This window comes from Scytonema hankhaensis NUACC26 (assembly GCF_045865695.1).
In the GTDB taxonomy this organism is placed as follows: domain Bacteria; phylum Cyanobacteriota; class Cyanobacteriia; order Cyanobacteriales; family Nostocaceae; genus Scytonema.
On record NZ_BAACAP010000108.1, the window covers coordinates 1 to 22,139 of the forward strand.

General features: G+C 41.3%; 24 protein-coding genes and 1 pseudogene. 15 read left to right on the forward strand and 10 right to left on the reverse strand.

Going from position 1 to position 22,139, the window contains the following annotated elements; all coding sequences use genetic code 11:
* Positions 1-290: 290 nt before the first annotated feature.
* Both ACKTT2_RS04925 and ACKTT2_RS04930 read left to right on the forward strand, forming a co-directional pair.
* On the forward strand, positions 291-464 hold the full coding sequence (locus ACKTT2_RS04925) for a DUF6888 family protein (RefSeq protein ID WP_407884572.1): 174 nt from the start codon (positions 291-293) through the stop codon (positions 462-464).
* Entirely contained in the window at positions 461-667 is a 207-nt protein-coding gene (locus ACKTT2_RS04930; RefSeq protein WP_407884574.1) for a DUF6887 family protein, read from the forward strand. The genes ACKTT2_RS04925 and ACKTT2_RS04930 overlap by 4 nt, the downstream gene beginning before the upstream one ends.
* Before the next feature lie 204 nt (positions 668-871).
* Here ACKTT2_RS04930 and ACKTT2_RS04935 read toward each other — a convergent pair whose 3' ends face one another.
* Positions 872-1,171 carry a type II toxin-antitoxin system VapC family toxin gene (locus tag ACKTT2_RS04935; RefSeq protein ID WP_407884576.1) on the reverse strand — a complete coding sequence of 100 codons (300 nt, stop codon included), beginning with the start codon at positions 1,169-1,171 and terminating at the stop codon, positions 872-874.
* Between the two features lie 56 nt (positions 1,172-1,227).
* On the opposite strand from ACKTT2_RS04935, the gene ACKTT2_RS04940 reads away from it, so the two are divergent.
* Complete coding sequence (locus tag ACKTT2_RS04940; RefSeq protein WP_407884578.1) at positions 1,228-1,872, forward strand: two-partner secretion domain-containing protein; 645 nt, start codon at positions 1,228-1,230, stop codon at positions 1,870-1,872.
* 107 nt (positions 1,873-1,979) lie between these two features.
* Positions 1,980-2,261, forward strand: a complete 282-nt coding sequence (locus ACKTT2_RS04945; RefSeq protein ID WP_407884580.1) for a hypothetical protein — start codon at positions 1,980-1,982, stop codon at positions 2,259-2,261.
* Positions 2,262-2,329: 68 nt separating this feature from the next.
* Here the strand turns inward: ACKTT2_RS04945 and ACKTT2_RS04950 are convergent, their stop codons facing one another.
* From ACKTT2_RS04950 to ACKTT2_RS04965, 4 genes are all read right to left on the reverse strand, one after another.
* On the reverse strand, positions 2,330-3,052 hold the full coding sequence (locus ACKTT2_RS04950) for a hypothetical protein (RefSeq protein ID WP_407884582.1): 723 nt from the start codon (positions 3,050-3,052) through the stop codon (positions 2,330-2,332).
* Between the two features lie 5 nt (positions 3,053-3,057).
* Positions 3,058-3,228, reverse strand: a complete 171-nt coding sequence (locus ACKTT2_RS04955) for a hypothetical protein (RefSeq protein ID WP_407884584.1) — start codon at positions 3,226-3,228, stop codon at positions 3,058-3,060.
* Between the two features lie 119 nt (positions 3,229-3,347).
* On the reverse strand, positions 3,348-4,094 hold the full coding sequence (locus ACKTT2_RS04960) for a hypothetical protein (RefSeq protein WP_407884586.1): 747 nt from the start codon (positions 4,092-4,094) through the stop codon (positions 3,348-3,350).
* Positions 4,095-4,393: 299 nt separating this feature from the next.
* A complete protein-coding gene (locus tag ACKTT2_RS04965; protein WP_407884588.1) occupies positions 4,394-5,293 on the reverse strand; it encodes an RpnC/YadD family protein in 900 nt (299 codons plus the stop codon).
* 189 nt (positions 5,294-5,482) lie between these two features.
* Here ACKTT2_RS04965 and ACKTT2_RS04970 point away from each other — a divergent pair, with 189 nt between their 5' ends.
* Together ACKTT2_RS04970 and ACKTT2_RS04975 are read left to right on the forward strand one after the other, a co-directional pair.
* Entirely contained in the window at positions 5,483-5,599 is a 117-nt protein-coding gene (locus tag ACKTT2_RS04970; RefSeq protein ID WP_407884590.1) for a DUF6888 family protein, read from the forward strand.
* A 52-nt stretch (positions 5,600-5,651) separates the two neighbouring features.
* Entirely contained in the window at positions 5,652-5,858 is a 207-nt protein-coding gene (locus tag ACKTT2_RS04975; RefSeq protein WP_407884592.1) for a DUF6887 family protein, read from the forward strand.
* 356 nt (positions 5,859-6,214) lie between these two features.
* On the opposite strand, the gene ACKTT2_RS04980 is transcribed toward ACKTT2_RS04975, so the two are convergent.
* Positions 6,215-7,894 (reverse strand): transglutaminase domain-containing protein, encoded by a 1,680-nt coding sequence (locus ACKTT2_RS04980; RefSeq protein WP_407884594.1) that lies wholly within the window; start codon positions 7,892-7,894, stop codon positions 6,215-6,217.
* 227 nt (positions 7,895-8,121) lie between these two features.
* On the opposite strand from ACKTT2_RS04980, the gene ACKTT2_RS04985 reads away from it, so the two are divergent.
* Both ACKTT2_RS04985 and ACKTT2_RS04990 read left to right on the forward strand, forming a co-directional pair.
* Entirely contained in the window at positions 8,122-11,058 is a 2,937-nt protein-coding gene (locus ACKTT2_RS04985; protein WP_407884617.1) for a cation-translocating P-type ATPase, read from the forward strand.
* 148 nt (positions 11,059-11,206) lie between these two features.
* Positions 11,207-11,347 (forward strand): annotated as a pseudogene (locus tag ACKTT2_RS04990) (AAA family ATPase); the annotation flags it as partial.
* 35 nt (positions 11,348-11,382) lie between these two features.
* Here the strand turns inward: ACKTT2_RS04990 and ACKTT2_RS04995 are convergent.
* The gene (locus ACKTT2_RS04995; protein WP_407884596.1) at positions 11,383-11,652 is read right to left on the reverse strand and encodes a hypothetical protein; all 270 of its coding nucleotides are present in this window, start codon (positions 11,650-11,652) and stop codon (positions 11,383-11,385) included.
* A 15-nt stretch (positions 11,653-11,667) separates the two neighbouring features.
* Positions 11,668-11,994 (reverse strand): flavoredoxin, encoded by a 327-nt coding sequence (locus ACKTT2_RS05000; protein ID WP_407884598.1) that lies wholly within the window; start codon positions 11,992-11,994, stop codon positions 11,668-11,670.
* A gap of 140 nt (positions 11,995-12,134) precedes the next feature.
* Here ACKTT2_RS05000 and recF point away from each other — a divergent pair, with 140 nt between their 5' ends.
* Positions 12,135-13,262 carry a DNA replication/repair protein RecF gene (gene recF, locus ACKTT2_RS05005; RefSeq protein WP_407884600.1) on the forward strand — a complete coding sequence of 376 codons (1,128 nt, stop codon included), beginning with the start codon at positions 12,135-12,137 and terminating at the stop codon, positions 13,260-13,262.
* Between the two features lie 55 nt (positions 13,263-13,317).
* Here the strand turns inward: recF and ACKTT2_RS05010 are convergent, their stop codons facing one another.
* Positions 13,318-13,779, reverse strand: a complete 462-nt coding sequence (locus tag ACKTT2_RS05010; protein ID WP_407884603.1) for an MgtC/SapB family protein — start codon at positions 13,777-13,779, stop codon at positions 13,318-13,320.
* 253 nt (positions 13,780-14,032) lie between these two features.
* On the opposite strand from ACKTT2_RS05010, the gene ACKTT2_RS05015 reads away from it, so the two are divergent.
* Entirely contained in the window at positions 14,033-16,378 is a 2,346-nt protein-coding gene (locus ACKTT2_RS05015; protein WP_407884605.1) for a putative PEP-binding protein, read from the forward strand.
* 122 nt (positions 16,379-16,500) lie between these two features.
* Here the strand turns inward: ACKTT2_RS05015 and ACKTT2_RS05020 are convergent, their stop codons facing one another.
* Entirely contained in the window at positions 16,501-17,118 is a 618-nt protein-coding gene (locus tag ACKTT2_RS05020; protein ID WP_407884607.1) for a glutathione S-transferase family protein, read from the reverse strand.
* A gap of 308 nt (positions 17,119-17,426) precedes the next feature.
* Between ACKTT2_RS05020 and ACKTT2_RS05025 the strand changes: the two genes are divergently transcribed.
* From ACKTT2_RS05025 to ACKTT2_RS05045, 5 genes are all read left to right on the forward strand, one after another.
* Positions 17,427-17,813 carry a hypothetical protein gene (locus ACKTT2_RS05025; RefSeq protein ID WP_407884609.1) on the forward strand — a complete coding sequence of 129 codons (387 nt, stop codon included), beginning with the start codon at positions 17,427-17,429 and terminating at the stop codon, positions 17,811-17,813.
* Positions 17,814-18,566: 753 nt separating this feature from the next.
* Entirely contained in the window at positions 18,567-18,770 is a 204-nt protein-coding gene (locus ACKTT2_RS05030) for a hypothetical protein (protein ID WP_407884611.1), read from the forward strand.
* A gap of 1,089 nt (positions 18,771-19,859) precedes the next feature.
* The gene (locus tag ACKTT2_RS05035; protein WP_407884613.1) at positions 19,860-20,648 is read left to right on the forward strand and encodes a hypothetical protein; all 789 of its coding nucleotides are present in this window, start codon (positions 19,860-19,862) and stop codon (positions 20,646-20,648) included.
* Positions 20,649-20,743: 95 nt separating this feature from the next.
* Complete coding sequence (locus tag ACKTT2_RS05040) at positions 20,744-21,562, forward strand: aminotransferase class IV (protein ID WP_407884619.1); 819 nt, start codon at positions 20,744-20,746, stop codon at positions 21,560-21,562.
* Between the two features lie 116 nt (positions 21,563-21,678).
* On the forward strand, positions 21,679-22,139 hold a 461-nt coding region (locus ACKTT2_RS05045), incomplete at its 3' end, for an ATP-dependent metallopeptidase FtsH/Yme1/Tma family protein (RefSeq protein WP_407884615.1).

Below are 22,139 nucleotides of genomic sequence, written 5' to 3' on the forward strand. Positions count from 1 at the left end.
CTCTCCTAAAAGGGAAGAGTAACTCTTCTAAATATTGTTTGGCAAATTGGTCGTGTGGCTTTCGTGTCATTGTTTTTTGCCATCGCGAAGCGCAAGCCGTACCCGGCTTATCGCCTGAAACTCAGAAATGAATTTTTTGGTATTTTTCATTTTAAATGATTAGATTAAACTATTTATACATAAAAATACTGATTCTTATGTAATTTTACTATAAAGCATCTTTTTATTACTGTTATCAAGTATACTACTGTAGTCTGGTTAATGTTTATGTTCATTATGGGGAAATAGCGATGCCTACCACAGCGCAGACGCTAAAATGTTTTCAGATTTGTTGCGACCTTACCAGCAAATACTGCTCTATTGATTTAGTAACTCTGGATAATCGCACTAACAACGTGGTTATTTTAGCAAAAAAGGAAATCAATATTGAAATTGATCCAAGTGGAGAATGGAGGTTTGTATGAGTGTAAAACCAAACTTTGCTGCTATGACTGCGATTGAATTGCGAGCGTATGTTTTAGAACATCGTGGTGATGAGGAAGCTTTACACGCCTATCTCGACAAGCTTCATGCTGAGAATCCGAGTTCACACGTATATAGCGCGGAAGACAACGTGTCTGAAGCAGTTGCAGAGTATCTAAAGAACAAAAAAACAAAAGAACTCTGAGACGACTTCCAAATCTAACAATATCCAATTACTTCTTGTGAGATGGGCATCTTGCCAATTTTAGAAGCTGGCTGGGCTAAAGCCCACTCTACAATATTAGATAATTCATTTGTTGAATCTTCCTAAGTGCGATCGCCTGTTTGCTCCAAGTCCACATTTTCTTGACAGCCGTGAATATCAGTTTTTTAATCCAACATATTCTTCTTACTCAGCAATATCAAAGTCATTTAGTACTAACACTTGCAATTCTGTAATCCGCCTAAATATCACATCATTGGTTAAAAATGCTTCACAGCCTGCTGCCAAGGCAACAGCGATTTGAAAAGCATCAAGTAATTGTAAGTTGTATTTGGCTCGGATTTGAGCAGCACTTATTGCTATGCTTGAGTCAGAAATGGACTCAAAAATCATGTTATTACTACCAAGCAGAAGGTTTATGAAATTTTGCTGTAACCATATCTGTCCTAAACGATAAGGATGTACTAAACTCTCTTCAATATTCACTATTTTTTCTAGATTCCATCTCTTCAATTTCTAGTTCTGGAAACTCCCCACGTCTCATGCGTGTTATGTATTCCGGGACAACGGCAAACGGAGTGCAGTTCGGGAACCTGGGGGTTTTTAGCGCTACAAATCCCCAAGCACCACCGTTGTTGTCGATTAATCCTTCAGCGTTGTTATTTAATCAAATAAATCAAACGGCTGGAATTACTAACCGATCGCTTGCACCTGCAGGAGTTAGTGTTGGTGGGGATGTTACAGGTTTGCAGGTACCAGATGGTAAGAGTCTGCTGTTGGTAGGTGGTAATGTCACAATGGATGGTGGGTTAAATGCTTTTGGTGGGAGAGTTGAGTTAGGTGGGTTAGCAGAAGTTGGAAGTATCAATCTTGTTTTGGATGGCGATCGGCTCAGCTTGAAATTTCCTGAGAACGTGGCTCGTGCAGATGTATCGCTGAGCGATCGAGCATTTGTGTTTGTGGAAGGGGCTGGTGGTGGTGAGATTGCAGTCAATGCCCGAAATTTAGAGGTATCAGGAGGAAGTATCTTTTCTGCTGGTATTGGGGCGGGTTTGGGAACACCTGAGACTGTAGCAGGGGATATCATACTTAATGCTACAGGAGACATTAAAGTTACTGGTTCTGGCAGTGGAATTCTCAACTTAGTGCGCTTGGGATCGAAGCTCGTCCCAAACCATCAGAGCTAACAAATGACATTACTGCTAGTTCAGACCTTGGTTTATCGGGTACCATTAATCTGAATTCTCCTGATAACAGTTCGCTACAAAACAGCCTCACCCAACTTTCTCAAAACTTGGTTGACTCCAATGCCCTAATTGCCAGTAGTTGCATAGTCCGAAGCAATCAAAAACAACAAAACAGTTTCACCATCACGGGTACTGGTGGTTTACCCAACCGTCCCGGCGATCTGTTAGTGTCAAATTACGCAACTGGTTCCGTCAGGAATGTTACAAATAGCAATCAATCCAGTTCCATCAATGCGGGAATCTGGAAAAAAGGTGACCCAATTATCGAACCTCAAGGTGTTTATCGCACAACATCAGGGCAATTAGTTTTAAGCCGCGAATGTTGGTAGAAATTGCTACCCAATTACAATTTCTTGACAACCGTAAAGAGCGCTATCCAGATGAAAACAGCGATCGCTTATCTGGAAAATCTCGCTAACAAATCTTCACGAGATAAACTGGACAATTGCAGCAATAAACTACTGTACTCGTTTGAGGGTAACTGTAGCATCGGTTCAACTATGCTAGATAGTTCCTCATCTAGAAAACCAAAACGGACTTTGAGTAAATTTTCCACAACTTGGCGCTGTCCCTGTTGTAGCCCTTGTTGTAGGATATTCGTCCTTTCTCGCTCGTAGACTTCTCTAAAATTCATCATTATCTCCACATCTTCTTCTGTCATATCTTGTTGATTTTGTTGGACACTGATTCGCCAACTAAAAAGTAGTTCTATCAAATTTTGACGGAATGGATTGTCTGGTGGCAGCGCGGCTACCTCCCTGGCTGCATTCTGCTGGACACTACCTCGCCCTAACACTCTACACATGAGAGTTTCATTTGACACGGGCAATTCATTAATCGCCACAATCGCGGTTCGGAAAGACTCATCCAAAAAATACACTCCCTGCAACCAATTTTTTAACTCTAGTTTAGCGCCAAAACTCTCTAACAATGTATCGGAAGCTGAAGTGGCTAAAATCCACAAACGCGGTAAATTATCTTCTGGCAAAGATGTTTTTTCTCGCTTGGCTTTACGTTGCAATTCTCCAAAGTAGGAAAATAACTTTAGGATGCAATTTCGCACTTCTGTTCTGCTTGGTTGATTGCGAAAAGGTTCTAATAAACAACTACTTGCTGTCATTTTTCCTAGTAGTCCCAGAGATTCCAAACTCTCTTGAGATAAAGGTGAAGGAGAAAAAAAATATCTGCCTGACGGACTTCATCAGTGATTTCTCTACTAACTTCCACTCTCCTAAAAGGGAAGAGTAACTCTTCTAAATATTGTTTGGCAAATTGGTCGTGTGGCTTTCGTGTCATTGTTTTTGCGACCGCCTGAAATTAAGACGTAACTTATGGTATTAATATTGGTAAATGTCACCCAACTCTAACTGCTTGACCACCACAAATATTGATATCCAGATAAAAACGACAATAACTTATCTAGAAAATCTTGCTAACAAATCTTCACGAGATAAACTGGACAATTGCAGCAGTAAACTACTGTACTCGTTTGCGGGTAACTGTAGCATGGGTTCAACTATGCCAGATAATTCCTCATCTACAACACCAAAACGGACTTTGAGTAAATTTTCCACAATTTGGCGCTGTCCTTGTTGTAGTCCTTGGCGCTGTCCCTGTTGTAGCCCTTGTTGTAGGATATTCGTCCTTTCTCGCTCGTAGACTTCTCTAAAGTTCATCATTATCTTTACATCTTCTTCTGTCATATCTTGTTGATTTTGTTGGACACTGATTCGCCAACTAAAAAGTAGTTCTATCAAATTTTGACGGAATGGATTGTCTGGTGGTAGCGCGGCTACCTCCCTGGCTGCATTCTGCTGGACACTACCTCGCCCTAACACTCTACACATCAGGGTTTCATTTGATACAGGCAATTCATTAATCGCCACTATCGCGGTTCGGAATGACTCATCTAGAAAATACACTCCCTCTAACCAATTTTTTAACTCTAGTTTAGCCCCAAAACTCTCTAACAAATTATCGGAAGCTGAAGTCGCTAAAATCCACAAACGCGGTAAATCTTCTTCTAGCAAAGAAGTTTTTTCTCTCTTTGCTCTCCGTTGCAATTCTCCAAAGTATGAAAATAGCTTTAGTATACAATTTCGCACCTCTGTTCTGCTTGGTTGATTGCGAAATGGTTCTAACAAACAACTACTTGCTGTCATTTTCCCTAATAGTCCCAGAGATTTTAGATTCTCTTGGGCTACAGGTGAAGGGGAAAACAAAATATCTGCCTAACGGACTTCATCAGTAATTTCTCTACTGACTTCCACTCTCCCAAAAGGGAATAATAACTCTTCTAAATATTGTTTGGCAAATTGGTCATGTGGCTTTCGTGTCATTTTTTTGCCATCGCCTGAAACGAGAAAGGGAATTTTTTAGTATTAATCTTGGTAAAATGTCACCCAATTATAACTTCTTGACAACTATAAATATTCAGTATCTAGATGAAAACAGCACTAACTTATCTGGAAAATCTTGCTAACAAATCTTCCCGAGATAAACTAGACAATTGCAGTAGTAAAATACTGTACTCGTTTGAGGGTAACTGTAGCATGGGTTCAACTATGCCAGATAATTCCTCATCTAAAACACCAAAACGAACTTTGAGCAGATTTTCCACAACTTGGCGCTGTCCCTCTTGTAGCCCTTGTTGTAAGATATTTGTTCTTTCTCGCTCGTAGACTTCTCTAAAATTCATCATTATCTCCAAATCTTCTTCTGTCATCTCTTGTCGATCTTGTTGGACACTGATTCGCCAACTAAAAAGTAGTTCTATCAAATTTTGCCGTAATGGATTGTCTGGTGGTAGGGCTGCTACTTCCCTAGCTGCATTCTGCTGAACAGTTCCTCGCCCTAACACTCTACACATGAGTGTTTCATTTGATATGGGCAATTCATTAATCGCCACAATCGCGGTTCGGAATGACTCATCTAGAAAATACACTCCCTCTAACCAATTTTTTAACTCTAGTTTAGCGCCAAAACTCTCTAACAATGTATCGGAAGCTGAAGTCGCTAAAATCCACAAACGCGGTAAATCTTCCTCTAGTAAAGAAGTTCTTTCTCGCTTTGCTTTGCGTTGCAATTCTCCAAAGTATGAAAATAGCTTTAGTATGCAATTTCTTACCTCTGTTCTGCTTGGTTGATTGCGAAAAGGTTCTAACAAACAACTACTTGCTGTCATTTTCCCTAATAGTCCCAGAGATTTTAGATTCTCTTGGGCTACAGGTGAAGGGGAAAACAAAATATCTGCCTGACGAACTTCATCAGTGATTTCTCTACTGATTTCCACCCTGCTAAAAGGGAATAATAACTCTTCTAAATATTGTTTTGCAAATTGGTCGTGTGGCTTTCGTGTCATTGTTTTTTGCCATCGCCTGAAACTCAGAAGTGAATTTTTTGGTATTTTTCATTTTAAACGATTAGATTCAACTATTTATACCAGAAAATACTGATTCTTCTGTAATTTTACTATAAAGCATCGTTCTATGACTGTTATCAAGTATGCTGCGATCTAGTTAGTGTTTAGATTCATTGTGGGGAGATAACGATGCCTACCATAGCGCAGACGCTAAAATGTTTTCAGATTTGTTGCGACCTTACCAGCAAATACTGCTCTATTGATTTAGTAACTCTGGATAATCCACTGGCAACGCGATCGTTTTAGCGAAAAAGGAAATCAATATTGAAATTGATCCAAGTGGAGAATGGAGATTTATATGAGTATAAAATTCAACTTTGCTGCTATGACTGCGATTGAACTTCGAGCGTATGTTTTAGAACATCGGAATGATGAGGAAGCTTTACACGCCTATCTCGACAAGCTTTATGCTGAGAATCCGAGTTCACAAGTATATAGCTCAGAAGACAACGTGTCTGAAGCAGTTACAGAGTATCTAAAGAACAAACAAACAAAAGAACTTTGAGAGACTTGCAAATCAAAAAATATCCAATTACACCAATTTGAAAAAAGAGTGTGACAGATAGTTGGTTAGAATCAAGTCCAACTCAGATTTTTTCAATCCAAAATCCAAAATCTAAAATCCAAAATGGTATTACTTCTTGTTGCGATGGGCTGCCAATTTTACAAGCTAGCTGGGCTAAAGCTCACTCCACAATTCTCAGGAGGCTCCGCCTCTGAAAGGGCATTCCCAGGCTCCGCCTGGGAACGAGGTGACGAGGTGAGGAGCCACCAGATCGAGGTGAAGGATCGAACTCACGTTAAAACCGGGGGCTACATGTAAGTCCTCCTGGTTACTAGTTACTGGTCACTGGTTACTGCTCACTGCTCACTGAAAGGAGGTAATTCTCCAAGAATAGTAAAGCGAATATGATTAATAGCTAAATCCCCAATCGTAACATCTTCTTTTGTCAGCTTTTCACCTTTACTTGTCAACGTTTCAAAAGAAATACCTTTGCCAATTTCAACATGATACCAACCCAAGCCCATAAAAAAGCGAGTCGGATAAGGTCCACCATAACCCATATCGTCTGGATTGGATTCCATTGGCAACCAACCAAAACCAGGTACGTAGAATTCTAACCATACGTGATTGTACTGAGGTTGCATGGGAACTTGCTGGTATTCAGCATAGCTTGGGCATTTATACCGTCCTACAGTCCGACAAGGAATACCATTTAATCGACACAAGGCAAGTAAAACACCTACGTATTCTCCACAAGAACCTACACCCCTTTCTAAAACTATATCAGGTGTATCTATGTGAGGTTTAATACCATAAGACAACTCGTCATAAACGTAATTGCGAATGCTGTACATTTTCCGTAGCAGGTTAGTTTCCGTACCTATGGCTTCGCGAGCAGAACGACGGACAATGTTGGTATCCATTGCCAAATCATCATTGTCTACTAAATAACGCTCCTGTAATTCAGGCGTTGGTTCCTCAACATCTTCTACATCTGATGGGGTAAGGCGATACTTAATTCCTCGTACTTCTAAGATTGCCTTCCAACCAAATAAATGTCGTTCGCCTGGAGTTAGGGCATCAAATTTAAAAACAGCAACTCTTTGCCCATCGACTATCTCCTCTGTAAAAGGCAAACCAATAAATTCGACGTGTTTCACCTTCTGGCGCTTGGTTTCTGATGGCAATGCAATGCGCCATTCCGCTTCTGGTATGTAAACCTCATCTAAAGGCGCAATTTCCTCAACATAAGACATCTCTAGGAGATAGCCGTTAGAGAGGGCATAGCGTTTTTCCCGATTGTAATAGTAATGTAACGGATGAATGAAAGTGCGATCGCGATACGATAGTTCGTGACTTGGATCGGCATTCGGATTATCTCTGACGTAAGGTTCCTCCGAAGCATAGGCGACGTAGAGAGTTTTTTCCCCCGTTTCGGAATTTTTGTAGATTGCTATGCCAGAAGGCTCCTCAAAGGGCGTCAGCACGCTAAATTGAACTCCCCCAGTTGCTCGGTCGATGCAGTAGACAGTTTGCTCAGTGCGATCGCAAACCCAAAGAGTTTCTTCATCCACTGCCAAATTTTCTCTTCCCACCCCAGGTGCGTAAAACCTAGTAATTTGTTTGCGAGTATTGCTGTCAAAAATCAGTATATCCCCTAACTTTTGAGAACTGACATAAACGGTGGATTCCCAAACAGCAATCCCATCTGCTGTATAGGGCAAGGTGACAAAGTGCTCCAATCCCAATGATGTCAATTTACACAAGTAAACACTATTGTCTCGAGTTACCCAAATAGTATCTTTCCATACTGCCAACCCGGTTACACCCGTAAATTCACGGTTTTGATGAGAATTGAGAATCTTTGTATTATCTGATTGAGGGTCAATTGAGAGTAAATGACCTTTAGCAGTATCAATAGCAATGAGTGTATCCTGGATAAAGGTAATGCCACAGAGGGCGGCAGCGCTATGGGGTCGAATCGTCCTTGGCCCAATCATTTGGTTAATAGCAAAACTGGGGAGTGCAAAAGTCATCTTAAACTAATTTATTCAACTCTTTAACATCTTAGGAATGAAATTGTTATGGTTAGGTGGTATGAAAATAGGGACTGGGGACTAGGGATTAGGGACTGGGTGAAGATAACTGAATGTCCAATCGCCAATTCCTAGTCCCCAATCGCCAATATAACTTTATATTGATGGCTTTCCAGCCCTTGCTAATCTATGATCGAAGTTTGTAACCGTTTCCTGTGACCAAGACGATGTCCGCTCATTCTCTATCCGAACAACCCGCCGCTTGGCATAGTTTAGAAGTCGATAAATCGCTAGAACTGCTGAAAACAAATGCAGAGACTGGTTTATCTCCTCAAGAAGTACAACAGCGATTAGAACAATATGGTGCAAATGAACTAGAGGAAACTGGCGGACGCAGTGCGTGGCAGATTCTGATAGATCAGTTCACAAACATCATGTTGTTAATGCTGATTGCGGTAGCTATTATTTCTGGAGTTTTAGACTTGATAGCTTGGCAACAAGGTACATTAAAACCTGGGGAGTTACCATTTAAAGACACGATCGCCATTCTAGCGATTGTTGTACTCAACGGCATACTTGGTTACGTTCAAGAAAGTCGTGCAGAAAAAGCCCTAGCAGCTTTGAAAAAACTTGCGTCGCCTAACGTGCGAGTCCTACGCGATAGTAGACCAGTAGAGGTGCCAGCTCAAGAGTTAGTGCCAGGGGACGTGATGTTAGTAGAAGCAGGCGTCCACGTGGCAGCAGATGGACGGTTGATAGAAGAGTCTAACCTGCAAATACGGGAATCGGCGCTAACAGGTGAAGCGGAAGCAGTCAACAAACAGGCAAAAGTTACATTGCCAGAAGAAACCTCCTTAGGCGATCGCGTTAATTTAGTCTTTCAAGGTACTGAAATCGTCCAAGGACGTGGCAAAATTCTAGTCACCAACACTGGGATGCAAACCGAATTGGGTAAAATTGCTACCATGTTGCAAGCGGTAGAAAGCGAACCTACTCCCTTGCAACAGAGGATGACCCAACTGGGTAATGTCTTGGTGACAGGTTCTTTAATTCTGGTAGCGATCGTCATCGGAATTGGTCTTCTCCGTGGAGGGAACTTACAAGAATTATTGGAAGTTTCTCTCAGTATGGCAGTCGCCGTAGTACCAGAAAGCTTACCCGCCGTTATTACCGTTACTCTGGCACTGGGAACTCAGAGAATGGTACGCCGCAACGCCTTAATTCGGAAACTACCTGCGGTAGAAACTTTAGGTTCCGTTACTACCATCTGTTCCGATAAAACCGGAACTCTGACACAAAACAAGATGGTGGTACAGTCAGTTTACACAAATGTTTCTGCTCCAAGTTCAAGCCCTAGTAGGGATTTGATTTCTGAAGATGGAAACTACTCGCCCCAAGAGCCACAAACAAGTAACCAATTTTTAAGCGTTACAGGTTCCGGTTACGATCCGGTGGGAGAGTTTCAACTTCAAGGTCAAACAACTGAACCACAAGAGTATCCCGTACTCCAAGCGCTACTCGTTGCTTGTACCTCATGTAACGATTCCTTTTTACAACAAGACAAAGGACAATGGAAGATCTTAGGCGATCCAACAGAAGGAGCTTTGGTGACGCTTGCTGCAAAAGGAGGAATCGAAAAAGACCAATGGGACAGCAAGTTACCTCGTGTTGCTGAGTTTCCCTTCTCCTCAGAACGCAAGCGCATGAGTGTAATCTCCAAAGTAGAGCAAGTAGAAACAGGAGTATCTCCCATCGCAGAAGTAGACCCCATCATCGGTCACTTGCTACAACCGTCAGATCGCTACTTAATGTTCACCAAAGGCTCGCCAGAGTTAATACTTGCACGTTGTACTCATATTTACGTAGGGAATAGCGCCATCCCAATCAATGACGGGCAGCGCAGTCAAATTCTGGCAGAAAATGACACAATGGCGAGTAAAGGTTTGCGGGTTTTAGGTTTTGCTTACAAACCTCTGAGCGAAATCCCACCGGAAGGTTCAGATGAAGAATCTGAAAAAGAATTGGTATGGCTGGGGTTAGTAGGAATGCTCGACGCACCCCGTCCAGAGGTTAGGGCTGCAGTGCAAGAATGTCGAGATGCAGGAATTCGCCCAGTTATGATTACTGGAGACCACCAACTCACAGCACGCGCCATTGCTGTCGATTTGGGTATCGCTCAGGAAAGCGATCGCGCCTTAACAGGTCAAGAATTGCAACGAATGAGCGACCAAGAACTAGAAGAGAACGTCGATTTAGTGAGCATCTACGCTCGCGTCGCCCCCGAACACAAACTGAGAATTGTTCAAGCACTGCAACGCCGAGGTCGATTCGTCGCCATGACAGGTGATGGTGTCAACGATGCGCCAGCCCTCAAACAAGCTGACATTGGTATTGCTATGGGTATCACTGGTACTGATGTGAGCAAAGAAGCCAGTGATATGGTGCTTCTCGACGACAACTTTGCCACCATTGTCTCCGCTACAAAGGAAGGTAGAGTTGTGTACACTAATATCCGCCGCTTCATCAAGTACATCCTTGGTAGCAATATTGGTGAAGTTCTAACAATCGCCGCAGCGCCTATTATGGGATTGGGAGGTGTACCTTTAACACCACTGCAAATTCTGTGGATGAACCTTGTAACAGACGGTTTACCAGCTCTTGCATTGGCTGTAGAACCTGCAGAACCTGATGTGATGAAACGCCCGCCCTTCAGTCCCCGTGAAAGTATTTTTGCTAGAGGCTTAGGTTCTTACATGATTCGGATTGGTATTGTCTTTGCCATCATCTCTATTATTCTGATGGCATGGGCGTACAATCACGTTAAGGTCGTGACAGGTCCGGATCTTAGTCCAGAACGGTGGAAGACGATGGTGTTTACAGCGTTATGTATTGCCCAGATGGGTCACGCATTAGCAATCCGCTCGAACTCCCAACTGACCATTGAGATGAATCCTTTTTCAAATCCATACATATTAGCAGCTGTTGTTGTCACGAGCATTCTGCAATTGTTGCTAGTCTACTTACCACCTCTCCAAGCTTTTTTTGGAACTCATTACTTAAGTTTGCCAGAGTTGGGGATTTGTCTGGGCTTCAGTGCATTGATGTTTGTATGGATTGAAGCAGAGAAACTTTTCTTCCGATTAACGGGTAGAAAAATTGTTTAGCGATTGGGGACTGGGGATTGGCGATTGGGTTTTTTGGATTAAGAGGACAAGAAGGAATCTTTTTCCTCTGCACTCCTGTTCCCTTGTACTTCTGCTATCCATCCTCTTTTTCCCCAGTCCCCAGCTCCCAGTCCCTAGTCCCCAATGTATGTACTTGAAAACTCTTCTCCTCCGACAATTTCGTAACTATAAAGAACAGCAGGTTGAATTTACTGCTCCTAAAACAATATTGGTAGGTAATAATGCCCAGGGAAAATCAAATTTGTTGGAGGCGGTAGAATTATTGGCAAAAGTTGGGGTTTGGGAGGTATAAAAGCTATGACCCTAGGAGTTAAGTAATTTCTCTTGAACCAAAAAATCTTCTAGTTGTTTAATAGCGTTCCAGTCGATAGCCGCAACCCATAAATTTTCTTCTGTTGAATATTGGACGACTCCATCTACTTCTAAATCCTCACTATATAGTGTAAGCAATTGACCATCTTGCAACTCAATATTTTGAGTGGCTAAGTCCTCAATGGTACCAATACAATTTAGTCGTAAGCGACCTAGGACATCAGTATTATGAAAATCTGCAAAAACTTTAGGATAGTTCATTTCTGGCTCCCACAATTAATTTTGATAGATGGGGTTAGGAATTGTTGGTGTCAGAAGAGCACTTACCTGTTCTGGAGTCAAGCCAGTTAAAGTAGCATGATAAAGACTTCTTCCAGAGGTTCTAATGACATCACCACCAGCTTTTCTCACTTCACCAACGGTAGTTATGCCAACTTGCTGATGAGGGATAGTTAATGCTAATTCACTTATAGACAAGCCTACTCCACATTCGACTGAAATACCAGTTATGCCGCTTGGATGCATCCCAGTTCCACGCTTAATATCTTCTGGACGATTACGCCCCCCTCGAACGACTAAAGCTTCATCTAAAATCCTCTCCACACACACTCCAGTTTAAACATAAACAAGCTTTTGAAACAAAAAACATGACAGTAGATGAGTTAATTTGAGTAACATAACATTTGATGAAAGTTTATGTAAATATTTTCTTAGTATAAAATTAAATCAGTAATCCATCCCTCATGTACTTGAAAACTCTTCTCCTCCGACAATTTCGTAACTATAAAGAACAGCAGGTTGAATTTACTGCTCCTAAAACAATATTGGTAGGTAATAATGCCCAGGGAAAATCAAATCTGTTGGAGGCGGTAGAATTATTGGCAACACTACGATCGCACCGCATGGCACGCGATCGCGATTTAATTAGAGATGGGGAAGAAACTTCTGTACTTACGGCGTCTTTAGAGCGACTAGCTGGGATAAGCGATTTAAGTATAATCCTACGTCGAAACGGTCGTCGCACTGTTTCCCTCAATGGAGAGAATCTCAGACGTCATATGGATTTTCTTGGGGTTCTCAATGCAGTACAGTTTTCTAGTTTGGATTTGGATTTAGTTCGTGGAGGTCCTGAAGGGCGTCGTCATTGGCTTGATACGCTGTTAATTCAACTCGAACCTATCTACGCTCATATATTACAGCAATACAATCAGGTGTTGCGACAACGTAATGCTTTTTTAAAAAGCATTCAACAGCAAGCAATTAGTCATCAACCAAAAGAATTAGCGCTTTGGGATGCACAATTAGCAACTACAGGAACGCGAGTGATAAGACGACGCGATCGCGCTTTAACAAGACTTGCTCCTATAGCAATCTCTTGGCATTCTAGCATTAGTGGTAGCACGGAAATTTTACAACTTAAATACTCACCCAATGTTCCTTTAGAAGAAAACAATTTAGAAGAAGTACAGCAAGCTTTTTTAAACAAAATTCAACAGAGAACTGTAGCTGAGTTACACCAAGGGACTACCCTTGTCGGACCCCATCGCGATGAAGTAGAGTTAACAATTAATCATACACCAGCCCGTCAATACGGTTCTCAAGGGCAGCAGAGAACGTTAGTTTTAGCACTAAAACTAGCAGAATTACAACTGATAGAGGAAGTTGTTGGAGAACCACCTTTACTGTTGCTTGATGATGTTTTAGCTGAATTAGATTTATCTCGACAAAATCAACTTCTAGATGCCATTGAAGACCGTTTTCAAACTCTAATTACCACCACTCATTTAGGTTCTTTCGATTCACAATGGTTAAATTCTTCGCAAATTCTTTCTGTAAATGCTGGTTATATATCAAAAGTAGTTAGTGGTTAGTTGTTAGTTGTTATTATTGGTCACTGGTCACTGGTCACTGGTCACTGGTTACTGGTCACTGTCTTTCAAATCGCTTAAAAACACTTAAAACTAACAAACATAAGAACGCTCCTATTAATCCAAATTGCCACAAACCACAACCAGCAGCAATTCCGAGAGCGGCGGAAACCCAAATAGCGGCTGCTGAAGTTAGCCCTTGGATTTCAGTTCGGTTTGATTCATGAGAAGATTGACGTAAGATTTCTCCTGCACCAATAAATCCTACACCAGCTGCAATGCCCTGAATGACTCGTGATATGGGTTCAGCTTCAGCCCCCGATGGAGACACATTGAATTGTAGGACTATTAAACTGAACAGAGCAGAACCAAAACTGACCAGCATATGAGTTCTCAAGCCTGCAGGTTTATTGGTCAGCTGACGTTCAATCCCAACAATAGCCCCAACTAACAAAGCAAGGCACAGTCTGAAAGTTATATTTAACCAATCATTCGATGCAAGGTAGTGAGTTGTAGGCAATCTGACAATCCTTCTCAATTCTAGTTAATAATTAGACATCTCCAGAAATCAATTATGCATTACCCGAAATTCGTGGTAGGGGCGCGGCGGTGGCCGCGCCCCTACATCTTTTCCACCAGATGTCTATTTAGTATAGTACGATCGCCGCCGCACCTAGTGGTAATATCCTGATATACACTTTCGGCATTGAAAGTACTTTCATCACCAGCGTTTGCATTTTTTTCAATATATCTATCAATCATTACGTAATTGAGTGGAAAAACTCTACCGGCTTAATCAAATTAAACTGCAAGACCGCACCAAGGTTGGTGATAAAGCATTTCAGTTGAGCAAATTAATACAACGGGGATATCCAGTGCTTCCTGGTTTTGTGGTGTCAGCTAGAGTTCTACAGGAATTTTTAGAAACTCTTAATAGTTCAGAAGCACTCGTTGCTGACTTACCTCACTCCTCCTTTCACCTAGATGTAGCTAACTGGCGTCAACTTCAATATGTAGCTAGGCTCTTTCGTCAAGAAATCACTCAAGCTAATTTACCTCCGCGTTTGCTGAGTTCGATTTTGGAAGCGGTGAGAGAACAAGAAGCCACAGACCTCAATCTCATTTTGAGACCCTCTGTTGTTGCACCAACTGCAAAACAGGGTTTAGGTAATATATCGGGACTACTTGAATCTCAAGTTTGCTCTTGTGACGAACAAGCTATTGCGGTTGCTTTGAAACAAGTTTGGAGTCAGATATTTCGCGCAAAGAGTTTACTTTACTGGCAATGGGCGGGAGTCGATCTCAGACAAATCAATTTAGGAGTTTTGGTACAACCTTTCAGAAATGCGAGCGCAAGTGGTGTACTAAATGCTACCGCTTCAGAATGGGAAATTTTAGCAACTTGGGGATTGGGACTGTCTATTTCTCAAGGAGAAGTTCTACCTGATGTTTTTTACATCCAACCAGATACGGGTCATATACGAGAACAGGAAATCGGTAATAAAACCATAGCTTATCGAACTTCTCATCCAACATCAATCGCGATGTCCGAAGCCCCCTACATAATAACAGACTTGTTGGCAGAAGACAAACAAAAACAATATGCATTGACAGAGGAATATTTACAGCAACTCGTTCATCTAGCAAGTCAGTTAGTTAAAGAAATAGGTGCAAACTTCACGATAGAATGGACGATTTCTAATGAAACTGCAACGGGAGTGCTGTACATAACACAAATTAGCATTCCTCAATCTGCTATTTCTAATGTCTCCTTTATTAAAGGACTCGGTGCTGCAACAGGGCGCGTGTCTGCAAATGCTCATGCGATCGCTCATTCACAACCCAAACCTGAAAAAATACCCAAAGGTGTAATTCTTGTTTTACCGAACATAACACCTGATTGGTTACCGCTTCTACAACACGTTGCAGGTATTGTCACAGAACAAGGAGGATTAACTAGTCATGCTGCTATTCTTGCTAGAGAATTAAGCATCCCGGCGGTGGTTAGTGTAAAACATGCGACAAAAATCATTCAAACTGGGGAACGGTTACAGATAGATGGCGAGCGCGGAGAAATTTATCGTGTTGTACGAAGAGAAGAAGAAATCCAACAAGAGGATGCATCAGTTGAAAATGAAAAATTCACCGTTCAAAATTTGGAACCACTTCCTCAATCTCTCACTCCCTCACAATCCTTACATCTACCCATCATTGGGACTCAACTGCTTGTAAATGTAAGTCAACCAAGTGCGATCGCAAAGGTACATTCTTTGCCAGTAGATGGTGTAGGGTTATTAAGATCGGAACTGATGGTTCTCAATATATTGGAAGGAAAGCACCCCAGTGTTTGGATAAGGGAAGGAGAACGATCGCAATTACTAGAAAAGTGGTACGCTGCGATCGCGCAATTTGCTAGTGCTTTTGAACCAAAACCTGTTTTTTATCGCTCTTTGGATTGGCGAGACTCCGAATTGCGATCGCTAGAAAATATTTCACAGACTGCTGTACAATCGGTGTTAGGAGAGAGAGGCACCTATAGCTACCTAATCAATCCTGCTGTTTTTGAATTAGAGTTAGCAGCTTTAGCAAAGGTACAAAAAGCAGGTTATAGCAATATTCATCTTTTGTTACCTTTTGTTCGGACAGTTGAAGAGTTTTCATTTTGCTATCAAAAAGTTGAGCAGGCGAAGTTAACTCAGGTAAAGCAGTTTCAATTATGGATCATGGCGGAGGTGCCAAGTATTCTTTTCTTATTACCAGAATACGTGAAAGCAGGCGTGCAAGGAATTTCTATTGGTACCAATGACTTAACCCAACTTTTGCTAGGAGTTGATAGAGAGCAAGGACACTTGGCACGAGTATTTAATGAAAGCCATCCAGTGGTGATGGATGCAATAGCTAGACTTATCGAAATGGCACAAAAGGCAAACATTCCCTGTTCGCTTTGCGGACAAGCACCAGTATTGTATCCTGAAATTATTGAGCAACTAGTGCGTGGTGGTATTACTTCCATCTCTGTAGAACCAGAGGCAGTAGAAAGGACATATAGAGCGATCGCACGTGCCGAACAAAAGGTGATTTTGGAAGCAGCTCGACGCCAACTTAAGGATAAAGCATAAGAGGATGTTTGAAAAGTTCTTTCATCAGTAGCAAAACATTCAAGAGCTTCCATTATCCCCCTTAAAAAGGGGGACTTTAAAAGTATTTTCCCCCCTTTTTTCGGCATAGAGAAGCGATCGCGCTACTGCTTCAAACCCTGTTGTTCCATTGCACGCTTGATACCTTCATTTTCACGCATTTGTTGGTAGAATCTGTAAATGTTGGGATACTCAGATAATGGTTTTGGTAAATTATTTCCCCAACGAATCATGGCAAATGCGTAGGGGTCAGCGATCGTGCGACGGTTTCCCACCATGTAGTTCAAGCCATCTAGGTGTGCGTTTAAATAAGTGAACACTTTATCAATAAGTTTGTAAGAGGCTTGCTTTACTGAATTAAGAGTACTCTCACTTTCATCAATCGAGTAGCGCCCTGGCTTGAAGAATGGGTAAAAAGCAGGATGCACATCTCCTGTAAAAAATGCCAAAGCGCGATCGAGTTCGTAGGCATCTTGTAACGTGCCATCATCGCCCAACTTGGCATCTGGATATTTGTGAGCTAGGTATTTTAAGATGGCATCGGCTTGGTTCATAACACCGCTTGTTCCATCAATCATTGCTGGAACTTGTCCCAATGGGTTAATCTTCAGGTATTCAGGACTTCCAAGCTGTACTTTTTCCAATTCATAAGGTTCTCCAACCCACTCAAGAACAATGTGAGGGGCTAACGCACAAGTACCGGGAGCATAAAACAGTTTCATTCTCTTGCCTCAATTCTCAATGCCTTATTTTCTGCGAATAATATCATTCTTACCAGCTTTGATAAGTAGTAAGACAAAATTAATTACACAAAATTCGACCCAAAACTCTTGTTCTGTACAGAATCTAATGTGTAATTATTTCTGTCCAATTACTTACTTCTTCTGTAGCGATCGTATTTGGCTACAATTTTATCTGTAAACGGAACATTTGAGAAATTTTGATGCTTAAACCTCATTTCTTTTGGAGGTATTGCAGAATTCCCCTTCTGATACTGGGTGTTCTGATACTATTTTATTTACGGCTGCCCGTGAATGATGGTACTTGCGATGCGCGAGACTTTTTAGCATCAAAAACCGAAAAATTTACAGTGTACGCTACCAAAGTTGTGGTTCAGCCGTGGCGTGGGGAACACAATGTCTACGGAATTTTTATCGTCCCAGATGAATACGAGCGCTCTCCCTTTTTTGTACAAACAGTTTTAGGTGTTGGTAACTATTGTGAAAAGCCATTTGGCAGTTATCAAAAAGTAGATGGAATTTCAGCTCCACCAGGAATGCATCTTATCAAAGACTATATTAGAACTCGAACCGCTCTCAGACTAATTCTTTCAGGCAAGTACAATCAGATTGATGATAAACAAAACTGGACGCTGACTTTCCCAGATAAGAAGACGTTCGAGCTAACCGCCCGGTAAGACTAGCGCTCGGCTATTACTAAGTAGCAGCTTTCTTACTCAAAATTCTTATGCCATATAGGCGCTAGTTCGGTTAGGCAATGGCGCTTTCAAAGGATGTGTTAGATTTTCCGAAAGCTGTTGGGAGCAGAGCAGAGTAGCTGCTGTATCTTCATTTGGAAAGAGATGCACCTTTATGCGGGGTCCGAAAGAATGGCAAAACCTACGTAGCATTAATGATTGAAGCGCCATTGACTCCACTATCATGCGTTTAATTTACTTGATTGTCCACGATTGAGGGTCTTTATCACAATTATCTTTTCCAAAACGAATATCACGACAAACTTGCCAATAAACGTGACCAATCGAACCATCTGGATTGCGACGTGCATCTGTCTCATGAGTCGTGGTGTTATACCCCTTCGAGTTGGTGAGGTGAATGTCACCATACCCATCTAGCCACCACTTTACGTAAACAGTATGACCATCATCACGCGACTGCGGGGCGTCCCACCTGCCACCAGTATAGGACGGGCGTCCTCGCCCGTCCTACAAAATGGATAATTTATTTCTTGGAAATCCCTAAAAGCTTACTCAGGTGTCGGATGAGTTCAATTGTATTTCATTTGGAATAAATATATAGGTTAAGTAGTCATCGTTAAACTTCATGCCCCAGAAGGAAGTTCAAGGGACTCTTGATACGTCATAGTTAACAGAGTACTCGTACCTAGAGTATATAGCGCACTCAGGTAGTAATAAATGGAGGTGGAGAATATGACACCCGTTGAAAAGAACGACCTAGTTGAATTGAAGCGCGATGTTAACCAAGAGTTGTCAGAAGGTCTTGTGGGAATAGTCTTACAAAGTGATTCTGATGAGGTAGAGGTTGAGTTTCCTCTCCCTGGCAATAGCGTGCATGCCCAACTGCCTCAAGAAGACGTCAAGTTTTTAGTCGCAGTAGATCCGCCAGAAGAATAGCGAGTTTCAAATACTTTAAGACTCCGCATACAGCAGAAGAACCCCTGCCTTCTTCAGACAGGGGATTCGCTCCAAGGACGAGAAATTTCCTCGACTAGTTGCACAAATTAATTAACTAAGTTACTTTACTCTTGCAAACTTTTTCTTCATTAGTGTAGTTCTTATTGTTATTTTCCTACTTTCAGTCATTAGCCTTAAATTTATCATAGATTCTTAAAAATACTACTTTTCGATAATTTTTGCCTCTAATGTGATATAAACCAGTCTATAACCCTCTTTTATCAATCTGTAAAGAGAAAAATACTATACTCCTTTTGAACAACAGGCATAATCTATAGGCGGCGTAGCTCAAGGTATCGATAGAACGTTCCGACGCGCAAGTTTTTTGAGAAGTATACGGGATAAATGTGCTTATTATTACAAATATTAGTTCAAGCCCACGCGAGTGCATCCTAAAATGTATTTATGACGTTCTGTTAGTATATATAGTGAAATAAAAGGTATAGTTGACAGCGATCGCTCTCTGTATTACCTCTGACATTCGTTGTTAGTTAGGAAATTACAGTTTAAAGTGAGTTTCGCTAATAATTAATGTCAAGAATAAACTTGATAATATACGTGTATATGTATAAAGTACAGCGACCGCACTCATTACCCCATACCAAAGGGAGACGCCGCTTTTCAGGCTGTTTCCTACCGACTGACTGCGCGATCGCACTGACCATTTTTGCTCTAACTTGAATTCCTCTCGTTTGTTAGCGCGTCATAATCCTTCATCAATTTCCCGTACCTCTTCATCAAGTCGCTGCCTTGAGGTATTTGTCGGATTTGCTGCCAGAATTAGAATAGTTTTGACATGAGTATTACTCATTTAATAAACACCTCATCTCTTCGGTAAAAGCACTTAGAACTTTTTGACAAAAATCCGATTGTGTGTCTCAAACTTATGTGCCACTCTTTCTTCTTTATATTTAGAGTAAGAAAAATTGACCTCGATCGCTAGTTATCGTTCATCACTCGCTGTTATTTTAGAGCTATTTTGGGGAACTATTTACCTATAGTGTCACCCTTTATTATCAGTTAATTAAGATGTTTTCTTTATCCAGTCGCAATTTTATTTTATCTTTTGCTACTTGTCTATGTTTGTTAGGAGTGAGTTCGCTCCAAATGCCACGTATGCAAAAACTGCTCCATAGCAGCAAAACAATTCCAGTAAAAACTTTACAAAGAGAACTCGATCTAGAAAGAACTCGTCTAAATGTAATTAATAAAATACCAAGTTTTGGCTATGATAATGTTATAGCCAATTTTGCTTATCTCTGGTTTCTACAATATTTTGGTGACGATGAAGTTCGTGAAAAAACAGGTTATAGTCTAAGCCCAAAATACTTTGAAATTATCTTATCACGCGATCCTCGATTTATAACTGCTTATCTGGGGCTTTCTACCAGTACTTCTATGTATGCGGCTATGCCCGAAGTTTCTATTAAGTTAATGGAAAAAGGATTAAAATCTCTATCTCCTTTTGCTCCTACAAATTCTTATTATGTCTGGCGGTATAAAGGAATTGATGAGTTATTATTTTTAGGAGAATCCTTAAAAGCACGGCGATCGTTTGAAAAATCAGCAGACTGGGCAAGCCATCATTCCGATGAGGATAGCAAACAAGCTGCAATCCTGTCAAAAAAGACGGTAGAGTTTCTCAGCCGCAATCCCAATAGTACGTATGCGAGGATCGCAACTTGGACTATGGTATTGAATAATCAAGTTGACAAAAAAACTCGTCAACGAGCTATTAGTGAAATTAAAGCTTTAGGTGGTGATGTTATTGATAACCCTGATGGCACTTACAAAATTAAACTTCCTAAAAAAGACTAATATTGTTAGTGGTTAGTTGATAGTTGTTGGTTGATAGTTGATAGTAGCTACTAACTACTAACCACTAACCACTAACCACTAACAGAGGTGCAATTATTTACTGGTACAACGGTCAATTAATCAAGTCTAAAACTATAGAGTTAGCAATAGACGATCCGGGGTTACTGTATGGAGCAACGGTTTTTACAACCTTGCGGGTTTATGACGGTTCCCTTGATAGTCGGTTAACTCACTGGCGATCGCATTGCGATCGCTTAAAATCTAACCTGGAATCTTTTGGTTGGCAATTGCCGAGCGAACAAAGATTGCGTCAAGGTGCTTTATCGATCGCCGCCCACTTTCCCGTTTTGAGAATGACTGTTTTTCCTGATGGGAGAGAGTGGATAATTGGTAGAAATCTCCCAGAAGGATTGATAGAAAAACAAAATCATGGTATACTGGCTTACCAAGCTAAACCTGAATTGTCTCGTTGTCTTCCCGATAGCAAAAGTGGAAATTATTTAGGTGCGTGGCTAGCAAAATCTATCGCTCAACAGTTAAATGCACAAGAAGCGATATTAGTAGACGAGAAAGGTAATTGGTTAGAAACGAGTACGGGAAACCTCTGGGGTTGGTTAGATGGAAGTTGGTGGACACCAAGAGCAAGTGGGGAAATTTTACCAGGAATTATGAGAGGAGAACTGGTCAAATGGCTTCGCCAAGAGGGGTTGGTTGTGAGAGAGGAACCTTGGACGTCAAACCTAGTCAGGAAATTCGAGGCGCTTGCTTACAGTAATAGTGTAGTGGAAACCGTCCCGATACATACCGTTAGCTCGCCTGTAGGAAAGCTAGAATATAATCCGCACCATCCATGTTTTCAACAACTGCGGATGTTTTTTGTTAGCACTACAGGAGCAAAATTTGGTATAACTTAAAATAAGTTAATATATTTCTTAAAAATGCTATCTCTTTACAGAGAAGCAAGGAGCGATACGGCTTCAGCCGTTAAGTTTCCCCGATCGCACAAGACAATTTAGGAGGATGAGCCTCGGTGAATAATAAACGATGGAGAAATGCAGGGCTGTACGCACTGCTGTTTATTGTTGTCATAGCCCTTGGGACAGCATTTTTTGATAAACAACCACAAAGCAGAGAAACATGGCGGTACAGCCAGTTTATTCAAGAAGTTCAAAATGGCAATGTAGAAAAAGTTAGTTTGAGTGCAGATCGGTCTACAGCTCTTGTCATGACCAAAAGTGATACAAACAAGAAGCTAGTAACCTTGGTTAACGACCCTGACCTCATCAATACTCTTACTCAATACAAAGTAGATATCACTGTTTTACCTCAAACAGACGAAGGATTTTGGTTTAAGGCACTTAGCAGCTTATTTTTCCCTGTATTGCTTTTGGTTGGCTTATTTTTCTTATTGCGTCGCGCTCAGAATGGACCTGGTAGCCAAGCCATGAACTTTGGTAAGTCCAGAGCTAGAGTGCAAATGGAACCACAAAC